The sequence below is a fragment of the Rhodopirellula europaea 6C genome, from assembly GCF_000338295.1.
GTDB lineage: Bacteria > Planctomycetota > Planctomycetia > Pirellulales > Pirellulaceae > Rhodopirellula > Rhodopirellula europaea.
This window is the reverse complement of record NZ_ANMO01000224.1, coordinates 1-23,165: the sequence shown is the minus strand read 5'-3', so window position 1 is coordinate 23,165 and position 23,165 is coordinate 1. Positions and strand designations below refer to the sequence as shown.

Genomic DNA, 23,165 nt, shown 5'->3' with positions numbered 1-23,165 from the left:
TCCCCAACTGCGTTCAGGAGGGTGCTTTCAACCTTGCGAGCACGGCACTTCAAAACTGCACGACCTCCAAATTAACCAGGCAACACGCTTGCAGCGTAAGGGGTCTCGCTCTTCCCGACAGCAGAACCGACGTTCGAACTGCCCGGCGTTAATGAGTTCTTCATGCCCATCGCTCGAGCCATCTTGGTCGTTCGTCGACGCAGAGTTGGCCTGCTTCGTAGGACTCAATGTATCGACGCATATTAATTCTGTCATCGTCCTCAGGAGCGATCGCCAATGCCTTCTTCTGGAATGAGATGGCAGACGAAAAGTTTCCCCGAGCGGCGTGAGCTGACGCCAAGCAGTCGAGGTGCTCAGCACTGATGTGATCCATTATCTCGCAAGCTTCGGTTATCAACTGAAGTGAACGGGAACCGTCGCGAAAACGGCCTTTTGGGCAAGTCGCCAAGAAGTCAGCGAGGTCGACCAGTCGCTGAGCTGAACAATCGTCAATTTCGAGGGCTCGTTCATAATCCGAAAGTGCTTTGCAATATCTTCCCTTCCTACGCCAGACTCTGCCGCGATTAGCATGGGTGGCAGCATTTTCAGGATCGTTCGGATCGACGAGTATTGCCCGCGTGAAGTCCGCGATGCCTTTTCGGAGCTTGCCAAGACGAACCCATGCACAGGCACGTCCGTGGTACGAGGCTGCGGACTTTGGATCAATGCGAATCGAGAGGTCGAAATCCGAAATCGCTTTGCGAAACTGCTCGAGGTCGTTCCAGGCCAAGCCTCGCATCCTGATTGCCTTGGCGTATTGAGGATCACGCCGAATCGCCTCGTTGAAGTCTTCAATTGACTCTTCATGGTTGCCCTTCAATCGTTGGGAACGACCACGATTGAAATAGATATGCTGTAGATCATTTTGTTTGGAAGCGAGACCAATTGCTTTTGTAAAGTCCGCGATCGCGAGGTTGTGGTGCCCCTGGCCGCTGTAGGCTCGCCCTCGGTTGTTGAGGGCATCGACCCGGTCGGGGGCCCAGCATAGAACCTTGTCGAAGTCGGCAATCGCATTCTCGTATTGCTTCAATTCGTTCCAAGAGGATCCCCGCAAGCTCAAGGCGTAGAGGTCGTCAGGACATGCTTCAAGTTCCTCGGTGCACTCGGCGATGACTTTCACGTGCTGCTGTTTATTCGCTGGCATCATGCTGAGATTCTAGACCGATCAAATGTTCGCTTGCTCGCACGCCCCCGATGCTCGGCCAGCACCCAATTGATGGTTAGCCTCTTGGGTGTCGACCATTGAGCCGGACAAGGACGGATTCATCGAAATCCGCAATCCGATAGCCGCCGTCCGCAGACTCGTACACTTCGCCAGCAGAAAGCGAGACTATGTCCTGACCGATTTGCATTGTAACGCAGCCGATCGCGCCGTATGAGTCGGCTGTTGTATCGATCGATTGGATCAGCCCACGGGGTAAACGCGAGTCCAGATGATTGCGATAGATTGACGTGTTTGCTTCAACGAGCTCCTGCGTCCCGGGTGCGTCACGAACAACGATGCCGTTGGAGTGAGGATCATCGCCAGGAAGTGTGTGAAACCTTTGCCAAACTTTGTCGATGAGCAAGTCGACGACGGCACACTGCATCGCATCGACCGATTCGTGCCGCCACACCGGATTTTCCTCGTCCGGTGATTCAAATGCCATCTCAGTGCATCGCCAATCATGGACGTTGCGACCAGAGAGGTTTTCAATCTGCTGACGCTGCAGTAACGCCCAGCCACTAGGCATTGAAGATAGCTCCTGTGCAAAGCGACTGCGATCTCACGGCAGTCGCGTAGAAGTTTTCCGGGAGGCGCATGTGATCTCCCGCGAGATCAACGACTGATTCGTCTTCTTTCTCATTCACGATTGGCGTCGCCAACATTCATTCCATCCGAGTGTGTTTCAGTGATCACACCCGTTGATGTTTTATCCGACGCGACGATTCGATCACGGTTGGGCGGCGTGAGTAGCTCGACAATGTGCCCATCCAAATCCTTGATAACCGCCCGTCTGCCCCATTCACTGTCGGCAGGTTGGAAAATCAATTCTGCGCCGATGGCGACAAGCATGGGCACGATCGAATCAACGTCATCAACCGAGAATCCTATGCGAGTCCCGATGGTTGGCGGATGCTTGCCCAGCGGGTAGATCTTGAAGATGAATCCGTTCACGCACGACACGTAATGCTCTGGACCCGATCCATGACGATGCCTCGTGAAGAGCAGTCCCATCTCTGAATAGAATTTGGATGCCCGGTCGATGTTAGGCGACCGAAGGACGGCGAGGTTCATGATCGGTGGGGCTGCGAACATTCTTGGAAGTTGATCGGTAGAGTCTATCTGGCTGTGGACGCCATCGGGATTTCAAAGCGAACCTGTTCTGCAACGCCGCTTCGTACGCATTCCTGTCTAATCGTCATTCTCAGGGGAGACCGAGGTGGTTTCTGGGGCAGCTGACTTGGTGGGGGCGGGGGCTTGGATCGTGGAGGGTGCAGGGTCCGAGTCAATTTGGTGAAACGGGTGAAGCCCATCTTTGTAGATCGAGTATCCCAGCCAATGAAGTCCCGCAGCAATCAGGATGAAAATGCCAAAGATGAAATATGCGGACACATACCCAATTAGCTTGCGAGCACCATGATCTCCTGGTGCGACGTATTGATTCAGTCGCAGGATACATTCGTCTGCCTGGCAAGCCGCGAGGGACACCCATTCATTTCGGAAGAGCTCCATTTTTCAATCATTCCAATTCGCAGACTCGGGTGTTTTGGATGTTTCGCTAACGTTCGATTTGTCGATGCGTGCACGTTCGATTGCATCTTCAAGCTTTTCGATAAATCGTTCAAAGGCCGGAGCATCACGTCCGCGAAACAGGAAAATTGTCTTTCCATTCAGCGTTGTGTCATAGGTTGCCCATTCAACCGGTCCTAGGAACCACGGGGAATAATGATATGCAAGGGTGAGAAACGCTCCCAACCCCGCGCCGATGGTGGCGGCAGAGCTGAATTCGAGCCATTGCACCGGGGCAGCGACAGCAAGTGGGACGAAGATAGTAAGCCCAAGCTTTCGCCAGCACCTTTCTCTTTCGATCGACATCATCGGCTTCGGCAGCATCATGTGCAGCGGAATGGATTGTCTCCATTCATCGCCACCGTAACCATATCGCCACTCCAGCACATCGTTGTCAACGGAAACGTTGATGCTCATCGACATGCGTCGTGCACGATAAGAAAATGGTTCTGATGGCAAAGTAGTCAATGCAGCGATCGAAAATGGGGGGGCAGTTGCGTGATATTCGAACGGAACTTGGGCTGCCTAGCAAAGCACTAAAACAGGTATCAATCCGGGCAGATAGATCGGCACGAAAGGATCAACAATCGGGGCAGCAAACTCCTTCGCAGTCTGTTATTGCAATACGTTTGAACGAGCCTGCGTTAGAACCGCTGGAGCAAAAAGAGTATTCCGAGCGTTTCTCGGCAAACGTTCGACTTAATTCATTCAGTGGTGGTCATCCGAATGCATCTTCGCTCGTCAACCCGCGCGGTGGTTCCGATGGAGGAGACGCGACATGCGGAAGACTTGACATCGAATCGACAGCCCTCTGTTTCAAAGCGACGGTGCCTTGTTTCTCAGCGAACGCGATTGCTCGGCGGAACCAGTCCGCAGCGACTTGGGATTGCTTAGGATCAATCGCCAAAACGATCTCGCCGCGAAGACGTAGTATTTCGGCTTCATAGAACCGCTCGCCCGTCTCGTCGGCAAACGATTGTGCCTGATCCAAAGCCAACGTCGCTGCCTCAAAGTCGCCGTCCTTCAGGCAACTTTCGGCCAACAACGCATAGAAATAATGACACCCCGCGGTCGTCCCCGACGCTCTCCACTGAGTCACGCCGTCTTGAATCGTTTGGCGTGCTCCCGCATGATCGCCCCGAGCGGATTGAATCCAGCCACGAAGCGTCAGCGTCCATGCATTCCAGAATGGGAAACCAAAGTCTTTGCCGAGTTGATCCGACCGGTCGCACGTCGCTTCGGTTCGATCGACATCCGCTCTCATTTGATGCAACCATTGGGAAAATCCGACCGGCAGTATGAGCGAAATGGGATGCGGCAGTTGTTCGCCCTCCGAAATTGCTTGCTCGCTTTGATAGAACGCCTGTTCCGTCTCACCTTGCAACCACAGGGTCAAGGCAAGGTAGCTGCGAGCGGTCACCCAAACATCGACCACATCAGTCTTCGAAATCTCTTGCCGAAGTTCGTCGCTGGGAGCGACGGCGAGGATGGCTTCAAGATGGATTCGAGCAGACGAAAGTTGACCACGGTACGTCGCGGTTGTGCCTGCCGCGCGATGAGCCATCAATTTCATCGAGGTGTTCAGAGTCCCGTCAGCCGTCTCTAGCAAAAGCTCCGCCAACTCGCTGGCTTGACGAAGTTGTGATTGCAAAACGTGGTAACGGAACAAACCGTAAGCGATTGGAAAGGTCACCAACGGGTCGTTGATTCTCTCGCAAACTTGCAACGCTCGAGCATAGTTTTCAAAGACTTCCGCTGCCGCGTACCCGTGAATCGCTTGCAAATGAACACCCAATAAACATCGCAGTTCGACCTCTTTGCGATCACGGTCGCTGGATTCGCATGTTTGGCCGAGTGCCTCCAGTGCAAACCCGAGATGGCTTTCCGCTTCCTGGTGGGCTGCCGCTTGCGTCGCGGTTTGCGCCGCGTCATACCAACTTTCCACCGCTTGGTCCCACTCTTCGGCACGATGAAGATGGTGCGCGACGACTTCCGCCGGACAGACGGATTTTCGCGACAAAAAGTACTTTGCAATCCGTCCATGCGTCAGCTTTCTTTGCGACGCGATCATCGTTTCGTAGGCAGCGTCTTGAATCAATGCGTGCTTGAACGTGAAGTGCCAACCGTCTGGAACCGACCGGCGAAACAACAACGAGGAATCGACCAAAGTATTGAGTTCACCCAGCAGTTCGTCATCGGAAGAATCACAGATCGCCTTGACAATGTCCCAACCAAAATCGCGGCCAACTGCAGCCGCCCTTTGAATCGCTTCGGGAATTCCACCACCTAGTTGCATTCGAGAAAGCAGCAAGTCTTGCAAACGATGAGGAATCGCGTCATCAAGCGGAACGGGCCCTGATTCCAGCATGGTCGCAATTTGCTCCACGAATAAAGGGATGCCATCGGTACGCTCGAGCCACATTGCCGCTTCGCTTCGATCAAATCGGTTTTCGCCCATGCAGGCAGCAAACATTTCTTCAGCTTCAGCATCACTTAGACGTTTCAGAGTTGTTCGATCAAGACCCGGCCGATGATTCCAATCGTCGGCGAATTCCGGGCGGTGTGTCATAACCAACAATACCGAATCGAGCGACTCGGCGGAGATGATGCGACCTAGCAGTTCCAAGGTCGATGGATCGCACCAGTGCAGATCCTCCACGACCATCAGAACCGGATGCTGCTCTGCGGTCGCTTGCAACCAATGGATCAGCAATTGAAAGGTGGCTTCTTTTTTTGCTGAGGGAGAAAGATTTAAAGCGGGATAACATCCGGCCAGCGAGATGGAAAGCAACGATGCCATCAACGCCACTTCCTGGTCACCTTCGATGCCAAGATCGTCTAAATAACGAACGAGACGACTGAGTTGTTTAATGCCGGGAATGCCGTCGTTGATTCCGATTCTTCGTCGCAGACACTCGATGACGCCGTGCAGACTACTTTGTTGATAGTAGGCATCGGACCGGATGAACATCACCGGCGATTCACGCTGTTCTCGAACTTTTTGGTCGAGGTAGTTCCCTTGATCGCAAACCGATTGGCACAACCACTGAACCAAACGCGATTTTCCAATTCCAGGTTCACCGGAAATCATCACGGCGTTTTGCTTGCCGCGAATCGTTTGGTGCCATCGCCGGCTCAAACCGTCCATTTCATCGTTGCGTCCGACCAAGGGCGTGATCTGACCACGCAGCATTGCCCAATCCATGGGGCCGACGTCGCTGTGGCTGCATACTCGATGCAGAGTCAATTTCTCGGATTCGCTGAGTGAGATCGATCTGATTGGCTTTGTTTGGAACACGCTCTCGATGCCGTGGCGTCCGGCATCGCTCAATACCACTTGGCCTGGTGGTGCGACGCGAGCCATTTCCGAAACCAGATACCGCAAACGTCCATTGACTTCGAATTGGTCGCTATTTGCATGATCCGCAGAATTGACCACGACTGCTCGATCACGATGCACCACCGCCGTGGCCGACACGCTCACGCCAGTCGTCCGTTGCCAACGCGCGGCAAAGGGTGCGAACTTCTCTTGAAATTCGATCGCAGTTCGAACACCGCGTCGCAAACAAATGTCACCGGCGATCGGGAATCCAAAACTAAACAGTCCCCCCAGATGCGTGCGACCGACCAATCGTCCATGCTGGGCGGTGACAATCTCTTCGCAAAACTGCATGAATTGTTCGTGCATCTCGCTCTGCTGGTCCAGATTGAGATAAGTTTGCGCGGACGGTGACACGAACAGATCGCATTCCAGATTTACCAGCGTGATCTGCCACTGCATACTCGATCGATTTGTCGGCTTTCGTCGATTCGCTATTTGATCCGTCGTCGTTGCTGCGGGAACTTCCAACGGGGAAAGCATCGATTCGTTTGCCAAAGTTCCGCCCGCTGAAAGTTGACGACTCGCATAGCCCAAGTCGGATGCGAGGTCATCGGCGGTGGCATACCGATCCGCGAAGTCCTTTGCCATCGCCTTCAGACAGACACGCTCCAGGATCGGGGGAACTCCACCCACAAGTTGACGTGGAGGCTGCGGGTCATCCTGTCGAATTTGCTGTCTTAGCTCTTCCGCATCGCGTGAGCGAAACGGTAAGTGCCCGGTCAACATCTGATAAAGAATGACTCCCAGCGAATAAATATCCGTGCGTCCGTCGATGCGATGACCTTGACCCATCACCTGCTCAGGCGACATATAACTCAGCGTCCCCGCCACCACCCCTCGCCGTCGTTTGGCCGTAGAACCAATCAGATCATGAATCGCCAAGTCGAAATCAACAATCACCGGATGGCAATTGTCACGCATAATGATGTTTTGGGGCTTCAGATCACGATGAACCACACGATGCGCATGAGTGTGAGCCAGTGCTGATGCTAATTCAATCGCGATGTCGACTGATTGAGCCGGCGTTGGTTGATTGACCTGGAGCCAACTTTCCAGTGTCTCGCCCGGCACGAAAGCGGAAACCAGATAATGAAAGCGACCGCTTGTGCCAGCGTCGATGAAGCGGACGATTCCTGGATGATTCAGTTGCGAAAGGAGTTTGGCTTCGTCCTCGAATCGAAGGTTGTCGACAATGTCCAGATCGAGCAAGGCAAACTTGACGGCAACCGACGAGCCGTCTCGTTGATCCAATGCCAAGTGAACAACACCGAACGCCCCACACGCCAAACGTTCTTTGATGACGTAGTGAGAAACCAAATCCGGAACGGCGAGTTCATCAGCATTCGGTTCCATCCATCGCCCCTTCCGCTTTCCAAATTTCACGGATCAGGGTGAGGCGTCGTTCGACCGTGCGTTTGGACATGTCCGTCCGCTCGGCGATTTCCTCGCATGTGTAACCTTCGATTCGCAGCATGGCGATCAATTCCAGAACGTCGTCTTCCAACGCGTCAAAAAGGCGCCGGCAATCGGCGGAAAAGACTGCCAACGCATCGGGACCTTGATCGGACGAGGCGATATTCTCGATCCCGTGACCCGCAACCATTCTGCTGTCCGGATGTTCAAACACCGATTCGCCGCTGACTTTTCCGCCACCTCGTTTTGCCGCATTCTGCTCGCGAACGTAAGATCTCGCTTTGCGGGAAGCGATGCAAAACAACAGTTTCCAAAGAGAATCGCGACCATTGATGTCGCCAAGGGAACCACGCTGCGCGCCGCGGCAGAAGCTCTTGAAGGCGCTCAAGGCGACGTCTTCTTCATCCAACACCCGCCGCAAATGACTGGGGAGTCGTTGACGCGAGTAACTCAGCAGCCGTGGAAAGCAAGTTTCCCACAACCGCGTGGTCGCGTCTTCATCACCGGCTTCGACGGCGCGCAAACAAAGAGAGATGGGGTCGTCAGATGCGAGAGACATGTCCAGCAAAGACTCGCGGCGAGGAACGGTTCCGGATGAGTTCCCCCCCAGTATAGCGGCCGCGGAGATTTGTGGGCGCTGCGTTTTCCAACGTGGCTTTCGTGCCGGCATTGACATCGTGTTAGAACAATCCCGGGCGAGTCAAATCGCCCGCAATCAAGTCGATCTCGGCATCCAGCTCATCCTCTTCCCAAAAGGTAGATGATGCAAAATCTGCCATGAATTCCGGCTCCGCTTCAGCAAAGAACGCCCGCGAAACAGCCTCTGGTTCACCTGACACCGGCGTTTGGCGATTGAGATAATTGATTACCCGCAAAGCGTCCAACGCGGTGATCTTCCCGTCTCCGGTGACATCGTAGAACGGATCGTCACTGTCAAATCGGCGGAACAACGGAAGGGACGAATCCTCCTGACGGTTCAGTTGATTGATGATGACGAGTGCGTCCAGCGCGCTCGCTTCGCCGTTGCGATTGACATCTTCGGTGAAGTCAATATTGGTCCAGATATTTTCGTTGACCTCCGTCAGGATCGTGACAACTTGAGTCGCGGACAGATTTGAATCGGTGGCGTCTTGAAAAGTGATCGTGAGTTCCAGCTCATTGTCCTGCGGATGTTGAAGAAAGCCATCCGGCTTCAACAGCAGAACGCCATCTACAAATTCAAACCGATCATCGCTCATGATGATGATCGGCGTGGTATCGAAGAGATCGACAAACCGGTTCAAGGGTGTCTGTGAAACGTTTTCCTTTGTGGTCACGGTTTGACGAGTCGTCGATCCACCCGACACAGGTGCCGAAACGACTTCATCGAGCAGCGTAACACCGACGATGGTGTTGTCCCCCGCACCGGCATCGACGCGAAACGGAACAGACGAGGATTCGGGTAGGAACTCGATCGTGTCATCGCCATTGGTTCCAAGAACCCGAATTTCCGATGCGGAAAGAGTTCCGAAAACCGTCAGCGCACTTGAATGGAATTGCAATAGGTCGGGCGTTCGCACGGACACGCCGGCGGGAATGTCCAGCGCCTGATCGCCGCGTAAAGACAACGCGGATTCGGCTTGTAAACCCTCCGCAATCGTTAGCGTTCGCGTCGATCGTAGGGAAAGCCTGTCGCCGGCTTCGAAGCCGCTGGAGCCTCGGTCGCGTGTGGGGACGGAAGGCCCGCCCGTGCCTTCGCCTTCGGCCGAGCTCGGTGGATTGACCACACCACCGATCGTGAGATCGCCACTTGCGATCAAATAGACACTCCCGGTGGTGGCGACGCCTTCGACATTGTCGACTGACGCGATGAAGGGATTGTTCGACTGGCCGATGTCGTTGCGTGCAAACAACCAAACCTTGCCCGATCGAATGCTCTCAACACCTGACATTGCTGGCAAGATGCTGCCTCCTATCGCAGCGATGAACGCGGTTTGTTGATCGGTGATTACCGATGCCAAAGATAGGTCTCCAGCGACCTCGTTGATGAAAGTGTTTTGGTCGCTGTTGGTGGTCAGCGTTGCGAGTTCGCCGGCGACCGGGTTGTAGTCGCTGTCGATGTCCAGTTCGTTTCCGGCACTGCCGATGAAGCCCAGGTTGGCCGTCAAGGAAACGTTGCGCCCGATGACATCGGCGACGGGTAAAGATGCGATCGAATTGGTCGCGTCGGCTGAATTGGGGTCGTAAGGATCAGCCACGTCGATCACATCCAGGATGGACACATCAGCCGACAAAAACACGTCGCCGCGATTTGACAGGACATGACGGACGCCCAAGTTGCCCGCGACTTCGATGACGTGGATATCGAAACTGCTGGTCGCGGTCAAACTACCGTCGTCGATCATGTTGATATCGAACGGATTGGCCGCAGTGCCGATCCCGCCTTGGGCTCGCAGCATGATCGTGGCGGCTCGCAGATTTTCGATGTCGTTGTCGTTGGCATCGAGGAGAGCATTGAAGGTCTCAAGCTGAATCGTCGACGTTCGCGAGAACACTTGGTCGATTCGAAAGTCGTGGCCGCCACTGTTTTCAGTGATGGCGACTTCGCTTTCGGCTCGAGCGATCAGGCTGCCTTCCGTGTCCATCTGGATCTGCAAGGGTCTCGCCAGCGTCCCGATGACTCCTTCGGCAGATTCAAGCACCATGCGACTGCCGATCAAGTTGCTACCCGTCGGTGTCGGGGCGACGTTTAACAGCGAACCGGTTGCCTTGATTTGAATGTCGTTGATTGCGCTGATAAGTTCGATCGGAACGTCCACTTCCGAGCCCAGATATACGTGACGGCCTGACAAGGCGATGATCCGATCGGTTGCCGTGACGTCAATGTCTTCTCGACGTTGCACACGCAAGAATGGTGCTTCACTGGTATCGGCTCCTTCGAAAACAGGTGCGATCCGAATTGGGCGAGCCGCATCGGGTTGCAGACTATCGAACTCGTATCCAGACAGGTCCAGCGTCATCACGACCCCGTCGAGGCTGGCAATTGGAAAGAAAAAGCCTTCGTCGGTGGTGTCGCGCGTGTTTGTTTCCAAAAAGATGCGGTCACCGACGTTGTAGCCAAGTTCAGCCCAGGTTGCCGCTTCACCGGTACGTGGTACGAAGATAATCGTGCTGTTCGGGATCGCAGAATTTGAGAGTGATGCGACGACTTCGTCGGGAGCCCGTTGCAGGTAAACGATGTCGCCGGGTTCGGCCGCGGTGATCAGAGCTTGTTGGTCAAGCGTGATGACCGGTGGCGTTCCATCGACTTCTCGCAAATCCACCGTCGAACCGTTGTCGTAGCGACCGATCCCATCGTTCACATTCAAAGTAATCGTGTGACCGACGATATTGGGTTCTTCGATGACAAATTCGGTATCAGTCACATTCAGAAATTCAACGCTGCGGAGATTCCGCAATTCGTCTTCGGTCCAAACCTTCATGGTTGAGTCGATCTCGGCAAGTTCGCCTTCCGTCGGTGTGTGGATGTAGTCGTCGTCACGCGAATCACCGAGCGGCCCCCAAGTCGCGTGAAGTTCGTGGTACTGTGTCGTTCGACTGTTTTCGATCGTCGCGATCGTGTCCGCATCATTTTCGTAGAATTCACGCTCTGGATCGCTCAGCGTGACACGATGGTCGGGATCGTAAACCGAAGAGTCGTTTTGCGTTTCGCGGAAGTCCCAATAAGCGTTGTAAGACTGAGTTTGCGATGACGTGAGCGCATCGATGCGTTCGTTGCGTTTGGCGGTCGATCCACGGCCTTCGGTTAGCTGCAAGTCGTCCCAAACGCTGACGATGACGTCTTCGATCGCCCGATCATCGCGAATGTCGTTGAGGTTACCGTCGATGAGTGTTCCAGAACCATTGAAGTCGATCTGCACATCGCCACCGGCCGTGATTGAATCGACGATGGCGCTGGTGAAGTGCTCCAGGTACACGTCGCCGGCGGCCGTGGCGGTTACGCGATGTTCGGGATTCTTGATCTCATTGAAGAAACCGGCATCGACGGGTAGAGGGCGGTTCTCACCGCCACTGTCCGCATCAAGACTGCCAACGCTGCCGCGAAGCGAAGTCAGGTTGATGGAATTTCCGTCGACCCAACCTCGATGGTAAACGTCGCGCGAATCACGTCCTTGAACGATACTGCCGTCGGCTATCAGGGTGACATCGCCGTCGGCTATGTCAGTGCCGTCGCGATTGGCAAGGATTCTCTCTATCGGCAGATCACCGATGATCTCATGCACAAACACGTTTCCGTCAGTCGTGAGGATGCCAAGGCTGGGGAACAGTTCGACAAGCTGCCAATTTACCGTGTCGGTGTAGTCGACAACGCTAAGGTCCAAATCATCAACGTCGCTCAGGAATTGGTAGACCGCTCCCACTTCGCCCCGCTCCGGTGGGCCGCCTACAAAAAGCACCCGTGTGCCTTCGTAGATTCTGGTCACCGTCGGAACCTGTTCGACGCCGTCGACTTGGGCAACGCGGTCAGATCGCAAATCAAACGGGACGACTTCGTTCAGGTTGGTTCGCAGCGGATCATCGGATGAACCAACCCCACCACCGTTGTCGATTCGGATCTCTGCTCCACCAACGACGCCGTCGATGCCTTCTTGGAAGACCGACGCATCACTGCGAATTGTCGTCGTGCCGCCCGGGTTGATTAGGGCACCCGCGATGAATACGTTGCCGTCCGATTCGATCAGGATTTCGCCTTCGGATTGACCTTCGAAGTGAATGCCGATCGGTCGGTCGGCTTCGACGGTGTGGGTGTGCAGCGTCCGTGTTCCGGTTACCGTAATGAACGTATTGTAATACGTCTTGGTTCCGATCCAGTTCGTTTCCGTGCGACCACAACAGGTGTATTCGCGATTGCTGATGGTGAAGGTGCGCGAGCTGTAGTCGTAACGGCGGTTGTTGCCCGTGCTGGTGTAGAAAAAAGGCCCTGCATCGGTGATTTCCGGGAATCCAACCTTCTGCGTTGATTCGTCGATCACGTCGTCGGGATCCGGCGCGATGAAGTCGAGCCCCAGCCACGCCGAAGTAGCGGTGACCTTCGTGGTGCGATCGAGTTCTTCTTCGGCGATGGTCCATCCGTAACGCAGGCCGTTTTGCGGTTGATAATCAAAGCTAGATCCGTTGGCGTGAGTTTCAACGCCGTCAGACGTGTTGGCCAGAATGACATCGCCTTCACGTTGATAGATCGAGGCATTGGGGTTCTCGCGGCTTGCTCCGCTTAGGTCCTTGATGATGACAGTCCCCTCGCCGCGGCGCGAAACGTCCAACCGTTTGACTTCGATGTCGATGTCGGTCTGGTTGTCGATGTGAATCTTGGCGTAATCGCTGAGCACTCGGATTTCCCCGTTGCGAGTGTTAGTGATGTGGCCGGTTAAATCGACAAAGCCGCCGCTGACACTTTGTTCTTCGACGACGATCCGATCGCGGTCGACGTCGTAGCGAGCGAGCAGATCACTGGAATCGACGGTCGTCAACGTGACCAACCCAGAGAGCGCGTTGTCTTGGCGAAGTGCTGTGATTTCATCTGCGGTGGCATCGGTGATGGTGAGTTTGTATTCCGCTTTGCCGCTTTGAATCAAACCATTGACGTTGATGTATTGGGCCGAAACGAAGATCGACGAGCCAATCAAGCTTGGCGTGTCGGGCGTTTGATTCAGGTACGCGGAGTATCTGGAGTTATTACGGGTGGTCTCAACTGGAACAATGCCGTTGAAAGTACCGTTGCCGTGAACCGGATCGTTCTTCAAAAAGTCGGTCAGTTGAGCGTGCTCGACATTGTTTTCGTAGATGCTGCCCAGTTCCGGCAAATTGATCACGACGGTGCCGCTGTTACCGGCGATGATTTGCTGGGTCCGTCCGTTAACCGGCGCGTTGATGATGATGCTGCCCGCACCGGTGGGAAGTGTGCGAAGCAGGATGTCGCCGCCCAGGTTGGTGATGCCGCCAGCGCGACCAGGCTCAGACGCGGCTACGGTGATGTTGGGCCACGTGTGAACCGAACCGGTCTCGACGATAAAGCGATTGTCGACGATGATCTCTTTTTCGGTATCCCCACCTTCGCCACCACCGACCTGTTGGCCGTTGAAGAACACGCCGCCGGAGTCCTGCGTGACTTCGATGCCTTCCAAAACCAGATTCGTCGGCGTTTGATTGATGATCTCGACGCGTGCGTCACCCGGTGCGATCAAAGTTCCGTTCTGACCAAACGATCCTGATCGAACATCAATTCGACCGGCCTTGGCGAACACCGGATCAATTTCCAATGTCAAGGCATTGCGAACGATGCGTTGTAGTCGCGTATTGCCGCTGGAATCGGTCAGTGTTTCGACCAGGTTCTGCTCGGCAAGTTCGTCCCGCAATCGGTTGACTTCTCCCTGGTAGAAATTGCGCAGCGTCCCGTTGTCGCTGTACAAGTTCAACTGCGTTTCAGCTTGTTCGAGTGCGAGGTCCAGCGCCGAATTGACAGGGAGCAATCGTTTTTCAAACGTGACATCGCCCGTGGACCGGTCGGCCAACACGACCGTGAACAAGTCGGTGGTTTCCGGCAAAGGATCGCCATCGTCATCGAGACCGGGAGCGGAACGGAGCACATCGGTGATCTCTAAAATACGTGTGCGAACGATGCCGGTTTCGGCCGTCCCGTTGACGGTAACGACACCCGTCGTGTTGATGTCCGCCGTCCCGCCGAATTGTTCGACACCACCTGCACCAAGCAAACCATCAATCGCGCCGGCGACGCCCGTGGTCCAGTTCACCGCTTTGACCTGCGCGATGACGTTGTTGTCGCCGAATGCTTCGGCGTGCATCCGCAAATCTCCGCCGCTGCGAACCGCTGCGCCGGAATCAATGGTGATCCGATTGTCTTGCGTAAATGTTGCGGTGGCGTCCATCAGGTCGATCGGGATCAAGCTGCCCGCGAACGAATCGACTCGCGAACGAATGTTGTATTCGTCTTGGTTGAATCGCGTGTCCGTTCCGGCGGACAAGTTCACATCACGTTGTGCAATGATTTCCGAACCGGTACTCAGCGTGATGCGATTGCGAGGCGTAATGTCAATCGTGGCGACGCCAGCGGTGACCGTCGCACCGCCAAAGGTTTCTGAGTTCGATTGAATTTCGATTTCACCGCCACCACCGGCGTAGACATCCACGCCGCCGGTCGTCTGCAAGCTGGCGTCTTCGGTGAAGGTCACGATCGCGTCATCGACTAACGTGCGAATTGTCGAGGTGTTGTTGCCGCCGGCGGCAATTCCTCCGCTGCGTAGCGTGGTTTGTTCGATCGCGTTGATTTCGTTCCGCGCGGCAATGTTCACATTGTTTTTGTCCACGTTGTCGATGCTGAAATCACCCGCGATTGTGACTCCACCTCGCAGAGTCAAGTTCGTGGTACTGACCGAGCCCACGCCCGCGATCAATCCACCGGTCGTGGCGTCCACGGTTCCCAGCAGTTGATCGTTTGACTTTTCGACTTGGTTGGTGGCCGTAATCGTCGCGGATTCAGCCATGATCGTTACGTCGCCGATTTCGATTTGCGAGTTGACGTCGACATTGTTGGTAAGCGATCCACCACCACCGGAAAGTAAGCCACCCGCGGCGGCCAACAGCGTCGCGTCGAAGTGGGAATCGGTCACCGACCGCACCAACAGATCTTCGACGTTCAGGTTGCTTCCGTCGCCGATGGTGATCGTGGCCTCGGTGTCGATATTTCGGGTGGGAATCGCAACAGCACCGCTGACGCCACCGACGGCACCGGCGACGGTGTGGGCGTGTCCGATATCCTCCGCTTCTGCCCGCAACGCCATTCGCCCGGCGGACAATTCGACATCGGATCCAATTCGGAGACGCGACTTTGATTCGTTGCTGACAGTGGATGTGGTCACACCAGCGGCAACCAAACCACTTCCCACGCTCAGCGACCGAGCGTCTTGCTGCGCGTTAGAGCCTGCAAACAGATTAAAATTACCGGCAACATCCATCCGAGTCCCGTTGGCGATGTGTGCATCCGCCAAACGGCCCGACGTCATTGACGTGATGGTCGCGTCGACGCCGATGAGAAACCCTCCTGCGGAACCCTGGGCAGTCGCTTCGCTTGCTTCGGTCCCTCCTGCGGCCGAGCCTCCTGAGATAGCCCACGCAAAGAACGAGTCGGCAACGAATTGGTTGTTTGGATTGTCGATCAATAGCGACACTTGACCGTCCGTCTGCGTTGACGCTTGGGACACGCCGACCGCCAGGCCGGTGCTGATCGTCAAACCCGCCGCATTGGCGATGGCATTGGTGTACTCGCCGATTAAGAGCGTGACATCGGCTACGTTCAAATCGCTGTCAGCGATCGTTGCCGTCACGACGGGACTGGCGATGCTGGTTGCTGTCGATCCACTTGCCCCGATGCCGATCAATCCCGCGGCAATCGCGATCGCTTCGGTTTGGGCATCAGCGGTTCCGTTGCTGAAGGTCTCAAAAACAAGACCACCGCCAGTGATCGAGCTATCCGAAAGATCCATGTCAACGATGGTTGTCAATTCACTCTCCGCCGTCGCACCACCTCCAGCAATCGCCAGACCAGCCGGAGAAGCGGCGATCGCGACGGCACCGGCGTGAGCACGGGCGGTCGCATCACCGCGGTTGTACGCTTCGATTCGCAAGAATGATCCCGTATTCACGCTTGAGCGGCGGACGATGGGTTGCAGTTTGCTTTTTTGCCGCGACCGAGCGTCACTGACGGCGACCGAGACACCACCGGCGTAGCTGCCCGCCGCTATAGCCAGCGTCGCCGCCTCAACCAACGCGACCGGTGCCAACTCATTGGTGGCTCTGACGACGACTCTTCCACCCGCGTCGATACCTCGTCCCACGGTATCGGTGATCGCGGCGATTTGTTCGACTTCGATGACGTTGGTCGAGGTCGCACCGGAACCCGCAACCGAGGCACCAATGCTGCCCGCCGCCGCTGCAGTGCTGGCCGCCAAGACAGTGGACGTGATGGTGCCGGTGGCGTCCGAACGCACGTTCACATCACCGTCGCTTTCGACCTGGCTGCGGTTGACGATAGCCACCACTCGTGCGGAACCGTCGGCGCGATCGGCCATTGGGTCATCGGAATACGTCGTCGCATCGCCGAACCGGTTGTCGGCGGTCGCAAAACCGAAACTCGCCGCGACCCCGGTCGCTCCACCAGCCACGGCAACCGACGCCGCAAGGATCGAAGCGGTGATATTTGTCTCATCGGTCGCTAGCACGTTGACGTTGCCAACTGCGTCGATCGTGCTGCTGTGGACGATGGCGAACGTTTGATTGCTAATGGTATTGGTCGATGATGCACCCGCGCCGCTGACGCCAACCCCGACGTTGCCGCCGGCTACGCCCAGCGAAGCGGCGATGGAACGGGCTTCGATCGTGGCCAACTGGTTGGCTTGAATCGAAACGTCGGCGTCCGAGTTAAAAAGGAAGCTTTCGACAACGGTTGCCGAAGTCTGGTTCGCGATCACGTTCTCGGAAACCGAGATGCCCACGGCGACAGAGACCGCGGTCGTTCCGCTCAGGCTGGCCGCGAGCGCAGCACCGATCGAATCGGCGATAATCGAGGTGTTGTCTTCGGCAGCGACGGTGATGCCGTCGGTCACTTCGTCGGTGCCATTGAATGACGAATCGACAAAGCTGCTGATAATCGCAGCATTGACTTGATTGGCCACATGATTTCCTGAACCAGCCCCCGCACCAGCCAACGATGCGGCGATGCCGGCACTGCCCGCCACACCGGCAGAGGCGGCGACGGTCAGAGCTTTGATCGATGCCGCGTCCGTCTTGGCTTGGACGACGATTGGTCCGCTAGCCTTGATGTCGGCACCAGTCAATCTCGCGTCGACCACGTTAGCAATGTCATTGAACGCCATGCTAATCCCCACCGCGCCCGCGATGCTGGCACCCGGCCCTGCTGTGACTCCGATGCCGACGCCGCCCGCATCGGCAACAATGTCGCTGGTGTCGATCGCGTTGACCGTCAAAGAACCGTCTAGTATTTCGACGTCGCCGTCCACCGTGGCGAGAGTCTGTTTTGCGACCGCGTTTTGGGTTGCCGCACCCGCGCCACCGAAGGATCCGTTGCCGGTCGTCGCGGAGGCGGCACCCGCGATCGCGAGCGCCGATGTTTGGGAATTAGATTCAGCCGCGATAAGATAGTCACCATCGGTGGAGAACAATTCCGAACCACTCAGGGACGCCGAGACTGCTCCACTGACATCGTTGATCGCCACGCTGACACCAAACGACAATGCTGCGCGGGTTTGCGATGACAACGACGGCGTGATCGCGACCCCACCGGCGTCGACACTGACGACCGAGTTGTCATTGGCCTGAACGGTCAATTCATTCGTATTCAAATCGCTGTTAGCCAACCCGGTGGCGACGTTAGCGACCACCGTATTCACACCAACCGCACCAGCACCGGCCAAGTTCAATTTTCCCGCGTTCGCTCCGCCGCCAGCCTGCACCGAGATCGAAGCTCCGATCACGACGGCGTCTACCTCAATGTCGGAAGTCGCGTTGACGCTGACCGACGCAGCGTCACCGTCAATCGAATCAACGTAGGCCAGCGACGCGCTGGCTACGTCATTGATTGCGACGGGGACGTTCAGCGAAACCGGACCCAACTGTTTTGCATCCGCTTTCGCCGCCGGACTGCCCACGCCTTGAAGCCCACCGCTAATGACCCAAGACAGCACATCGCCATCGGCGGTCGCGTCGACGTCAATCGACAACAGGTCGACATTGCTGCCCTTGCGATCGCTTGCTTTTGGATTGGATCGACCAATGAACGCGGCCACGTTTTGATCGATCACGTTGACGCCGATCGAGGTGCCCACACCGATTTGTTTGCCCTTTAAGAACGCGCCCAGAATGTTGACGCGATCCAAGATATCTTTCGCCGTGATTGTCAAATCGCCACCGGGCAAGCTCGCCCCATCACCGACACTCGCTCGCGTGTCGGTTTTGATATTTGATGCGGCGATGGCAGCGGAGAAACCGAATTGCGATGAAGCGGTCCCTGTTTGCACTAACGCCAAATCGTAAATATCCGATATCGCTGTCACTTCGATCGCGTTGTCGGTCCACGCGTCACGGCCAATTTCGGCGGAATCCGCGATCTCGGCGACGGTTGTGTGATCGCCCAGCGTCAACAACATCGTTCCGCCAGCCGCGTTCTTGCCCGATACGCCGAGAGGGTCAGCGATGTCTTTCAAAAAGTCTTGCACGCCGCCGTCATTCCGCTTGCCGGCGCGGTTGAAGGCTTCGGCGAACCCCGGCACACTCAGGTTGATCGCCGACATTTGACCCGCACCGACGCTGAACGTGTCGAGGTTTGCGTTGACGTGGACGGCTTGGTTACCACTCGGCAGTACGTCGTCGGTTTGAATCTGTGCACCCTCGCCAACGCGAGCGACGACGTTGTTGGTCGTGTTGGTGATCATCAAGCCGAGTGCCAACGACAGCGAATCGTCGCCACCGTCGGCTAGCGTTCTTGCATACACATTGACCAGCCCGGCCAACCCGTGCGTGCCATCGAGCAACGACTGAAAACTACCCAGGCCGAATTGCTCCACCGTGACGGCCGCGTTGACCCCGTCATCGGTGGCACCCCAAAACGGGTAGACAACGTCGGCATCCACGCTGACCAACCGGCGAGCATCCAGTACCGCTTGCTGGGTCGTGCCCTCGGAATCGACGAAACTGTCTTCAACAATCGCCAGGGCTTCGTTTTGGAATCGACCGTAACCGGCGCTGACGGCGAACTCCTTGGTATTTTCGTTTTCTTCGTTGAGTGCGTTGCGAGTCGACTCGCCGATCGCGCCCAATCGTGTTCGCTGAACAATGTCGGCATCCAACCTGATCGTCGATTCGGATGTGAGTTCCGCGGTCGCGCCGATGATGGCGTGAACGTCGTGATCAAAAACGGAAACGACGAACGAACCCGCCGCGTCGATGCCGCCCTGTTGGTTGCTGCCAGACTCGGTCGTCGCACCGGACTCGACATCGGTCAAGTCGATTGCTTCGGACACGCCGTTGCCTTGAATGCTGTTGCGAAGGGATTCAAAGAAGCCTAATCCCGCCGATCCGATGTTCTCGATTCGTCCCATCGCCACACCGCTCAAGACCGCACTCCACGGTTGTTCGCCTTGCGTCAAACTCACGCCAGCTTCGGCTTGATTTGTCGCCGTCAGCGATGCGGTGATATTGATGCCACCGCCCCCGGTTTCGCGAGTCAATGTGTGATCTGTATCGGGCCGGTTGCTGATGTCGACCACTTCGGCGGCCAAGGCGTCGGCAAGTGATCCGGTCAATTTCAACTGATTGGGATACAACGGATCGACCACGGCGTAATAACCGTGATGGGTATCCAATCCGTCGACAGGTGCATCGGGAATCGTGGTGGTGCCGAGACTGCCAACCTGAACTCGAGATGAATCAAACGCATACATCTCCCGCGTGACGGATCGGGTCGGATCGGTCGCGTACAACAAAAAGTCGCCCGTTTGCAAACCATGGTCCGCGGGTAACGTGATGAAGTCGCCTTCAACATCAATTTCGTCCTTGGGGTTAAACGAAAGCACCGATGCGTCGTAGCGGAATCCATGCGTGCCCGTGGTTCCAGTCGGTAACGAAAAATCAACGAACGTGGTTTCGCCAGGCAGACGCAGCTTGATTTGATTTCCCTGCTGGACGGCTTCGTAGCGTTGGTTTTGAAGCAGACCGATGATCCCGGCTGGCAAATCGCTGTCATCGTCTTCCGCCTCGGGACCGAGATAGACCAAGCTGCTAACTCCCTCGGGCAGCGTCATTTTGATCTCCCCATCACCGTTGGAAGCCGTACTGACGTCACTGGCGTCGAAAGTCAGCACGTCCAGCTTCGTCAGCGAGTGAACCGCATCAGGGTCGACGCTAGTCGTGTCCAAGTCGATCCCTTGAGCCCGAGTCAGGCGAACGATTTGCTCGATCGTGTCGCCAGATTGCGAACGCAGACTCACTTCCCGCGCATAGTAAACCTCGCCGTCGACTAAACCCGGCATCGGCAACTCGCCGCGATAAGTCAAACGATCACCCGCTTGGATCGGATTGGCCGCCGGGATGTTCTTGAGTAACAAGTGATCCGAACCGGAGAAAATATCCAGACCGGTAAACTCAACGACCGATCCCGTTGCTGCGGTCGACTCGATTGTCCCATCAACCCGTGATCGCACCTCCGCATTGTCCACTCCCACCGCCGCCGAGAAACCGACGGTACCGTCGTTGAACACCGCCGTGGTTGCTTTCACATCGTTGACCACGTCACCGGTCGCGTTGATGTTGACGCCGGCACCGGACGAGATCGTGGTATCGCGTCCGACGTCAATGGTCGACGTTTCGTTGGTGAACGCCATCGACAGATTGATCGCTGTTTTGACCTTCGCTGCATCCTGTGATCGTGCTCGAGAGTTGGCTTCGTTGCGAGCCACATTGATTGCGGTGCTGGTCGCATCGGTTGCGATGTTCACCAAGCCGCCAGCGTCAATTTGGGTCGTCCCCGAAACGTCAATCGTCGCCGAAGAAGTCGAGTGGCTGAAACCGACCGACACCGTCGCTGGCAGACCGCTGGCGTTGAAACCGGTGACGGCAATCGAATTCAATGACGAATCCGCCTCCGCGGTCGCGTTGATGTCAATCGCGCCGGTGCTGGTCAGCACAGCATCGGAAAGCGTGATACCAGCGGACGCGTTGTGGATTTTCGCTTGGCCCGAAAGCGGGCTCACCGAGGTTTGCCCCGGAAGCGGATTGACCGGGCTGAGTCCGATTTGAGGGATTGCTTCGAGCTGGGTGATCAGCTCACCCGCGATCCCGTCTTGATGGGCACCGAGCTCATCCCATCCCGTCGAAGTGATACCGTTTGCGGACACCGTGATTTGGTTGGCGTCGATTCTTGAGTTGCGAACCTCGATCGTCTGCGACTCCGTCGCAATCAATCCACGCAGCACCGCGTCGCTGAGAACATCGCCGACCAAATCGGGTTGTTTGGAAGCCGACAAGACGACTTCATCCGCGCCGAGCAAGCCACCATTGACGACGAAGATTGACTCCGCCGAGACCAGCAGATCATTGCCAGCGAGGTTCACATCGCTATCGACGCGAAACGCTGCCGCGTTGATTTCAAGCCGATCGTCGTCGATCATGGAAATGTTCAGCTCATCCAGCACACTCGAGTTGTTCGACGACTCGACAATGCGCAGCAATTCGCCCGTTCGCTGCAATTCGACGTCCTGTCCGGGATAATTGAGCGTCGCGGCGAGCATCCGCCGGGTTTCCAGTGATTCGACTCGCAACGAACGCAGAGATCGACGTTCGGCACCTGATCGCCGTTCGCCTGCGCTCCGGATCCGCGCCGTCTTTGTATTGCTTCTCTGATTGCTTGAGAAACAAGCTCTTTGCGGTCTTTCAGAAGGCATCGGGACAGCTCGGAAGAAAAGGGTTCCTGACGGAGCAAATCGAGCAACCAACAATTGGAAATCGATCTGAAGCAGTGTATCTATGTTATGTGGCAACCCGTTCTCCACGACCGCCAAAAACTTTCGAGTTTTCGCTTCGAAGCGAAAGATTGAGATAAATGAGGCTGTTCCTGGTTCTGCGTGTCTTCAATTTGAACAAACCGAGATGAATTTCAATTTGGCTCGTTCGATGCGGCGACAGCGTCCGTTTTCCGAGCATTTCTATGCAGCGTCGCGTTCTTGCAAATCCTTTGACGAGAGTCTTGTGTCAACGATTCTTTGCGGCATCCATTTGCCCATCAAACGAGGATTCCAAAAGGCAGCCAACCATTCATTGCTGCGGACGCCCAGAGTCTCAGCACGCTGCTGCGATTGAACTCTCAACGCCTCGCCGTTTCATTGGCGGTGTCCAGCTTTGGCTGTCGACATTCGTGTGAATTCGTCATCCAACCATCACCCTCCAACGAGCCTTAGCGGGCTGTTGATTTAATGAGCCGCACCGCGTTAGCGGCGGTTAGTCAGACGCCAACCGGGGCTAACGCCCATCGGCCAATTGTTGTCACTCGGTATACGACTAAATCAACAGGCTGTTAGGCTGCGAACCGTAAGGTGCACCCACAATCTGTCGACAACGCAGCCGCCGATGCGCGAGCTTGATTTTCCTTGTCCGTCTGGCCCGATATGAAGAGTTTCGTCATACCGCGGCCTCGGTGATGTGAGGGAAGAGCAAACTCGTCAGGCTTCTCTGTTGTATTCTTCGAGAAGAGCAAATACGCCTGGCTTCTTTTCTGTCGTTCGGCATGGACCCGACTCGGGCGCAATCACACGGCACGGCAGTCAGGGAATGCAGCACTACGCCATCGCACGAAACCGTTGCCCGGCTGACACGCGCGGCCATGACGGAAGGCTTGCGAAAACACGTCGCGAACAACCCGCGCTGCCGATGACGAGTCAATCGGTGGGGACAGGGTGAGGTCGATGACGCGTGCCGACCCTTTCGATCGCATCGGCG

Annotated in this window: 8 protein-coding genes and 1 pseudogene; 1 reads left to right on the top strand and 8 read right to left on the bottom strand. The window is 56.0% G+C overall.

Annotated elements, in window-relative coordinates:
* Positions 1–160: 160 nt before the first annotated feature.
* From RE6C_RS24030 to RE6C_RS24010, 5 genes are all read right to left on the bottom strand, one after another.
* Positions 161–1,186: a tetratricopeptide repeat protein gene (locus tag RE6C_RS24030; protein ID WP_008660781.1), complete on the bottom strand. Its 1,026-nt coding sequence runs from the start codon at positions 1,184–1,186 to the stop codon at positions 161–163.
* Positions 1,187–1,259: 73 nt separating this feature from the next.
* Positions 1,260–1,772, bottom strand: coding sequence for a hypothetical protein (locus RE6C_RS24025; protein ID WP_008660779.1), 513 nt, complete (start codon positions 1,770–1,772; stop codon positions 1,260–1,262).
* 110 nt (positions 1,773–1,882) lie between these two features.
* The gene (locus RE6C_RS24020) at positions 1,883–2,317 is read right to left on the bottom strand and encodes a VOC family protein (RefSeq protein ID WP_236618481.1); all 435 of its coding nucleotides are present in this window, start codon (positions 2,315–2,317) and stop codon (positions 1,883–1,885) included.
* Between the two features lie 117 nt (positions 2,318–2,434).
* Complete coding sequence (locus RE6C_RS33075; protein ID WP_236618480.1) at positions 2,435–2,755, bottom strand: hypothetical protein; 321 nt, start codon at positions 2,753–2,755, stop codon at positions 2,435–2,437.
* A gap of 3 nt (positions 2,756–2,758) precedes the next feature.
* A complete protein-coding gene (locus RE6C_RS24010; protein ID WP_236618479.1) occupies positions 2,759–3,139 on the bottom strand; it encodes a hypothetical protein in 381 nt (126 codons plus the stop codon).
* A 228-nt stretch (positions 3,140–3,367) separates the two neighbouring features.
* Here RE6C_RS24010 and RE6C_RS33630 point away from each other — a divergent pair.
* Positions 3,368–3,445: pseudogene (locus RE6C_RS33630) on the top strand (hypothetical protein); the annotation flags it as partial.
* Between the two features lie 85 nt (positions 3,446–3,530).
* On the opposite strand, the gene RE6C_RS24005 reads toward RE6C_RS33630, so the two are convergent.
* The 3 genes from RE6C_RS24005 to RE6C_RS23995 all read right to left on the bottom strand — a co-directional run bounded on the left by RE6C_RS24005 (position 3,531) and on the right by RE6C_RS23995 (position 21,961).
* Complete coding sequence (locus tag RE6C_RS24005; RefSeq protein ID WP_008660774.1) at positions 3,531–7,547, bottom strand: protein kinase domain-containing protein; 4,017 nt, start codon at positions 7,545–7,547, stop codon at positions 3,531–3,533.
* A complete protein-coding gene (locus RE6C_RS24000; RefSeq protein ID WP_008660773.1) occupies positions 7,531–8,166 on the bottom strand; it encodes an ECF-type sigma factor in 636 nt (211 codons plus the stop codon). Before RE6C_RS24000 ends, RE6C_RS24005 begins: the two co-directional genes overlap by 17 nt.
* Positions 8,167–8,287: 121 nt before the next feature.
* Entirely contained in the window at positions 8,288–21,961 is a 13,674-nt protein-coding gene (locus RE6C_RS23995) for a dockerin type I domain-containing protein (RefSeq protein WP_236618478.1), read from the bottom strand.
* Positions 21,962–23,165 lie beyond the last annotated feature (1,204 nt).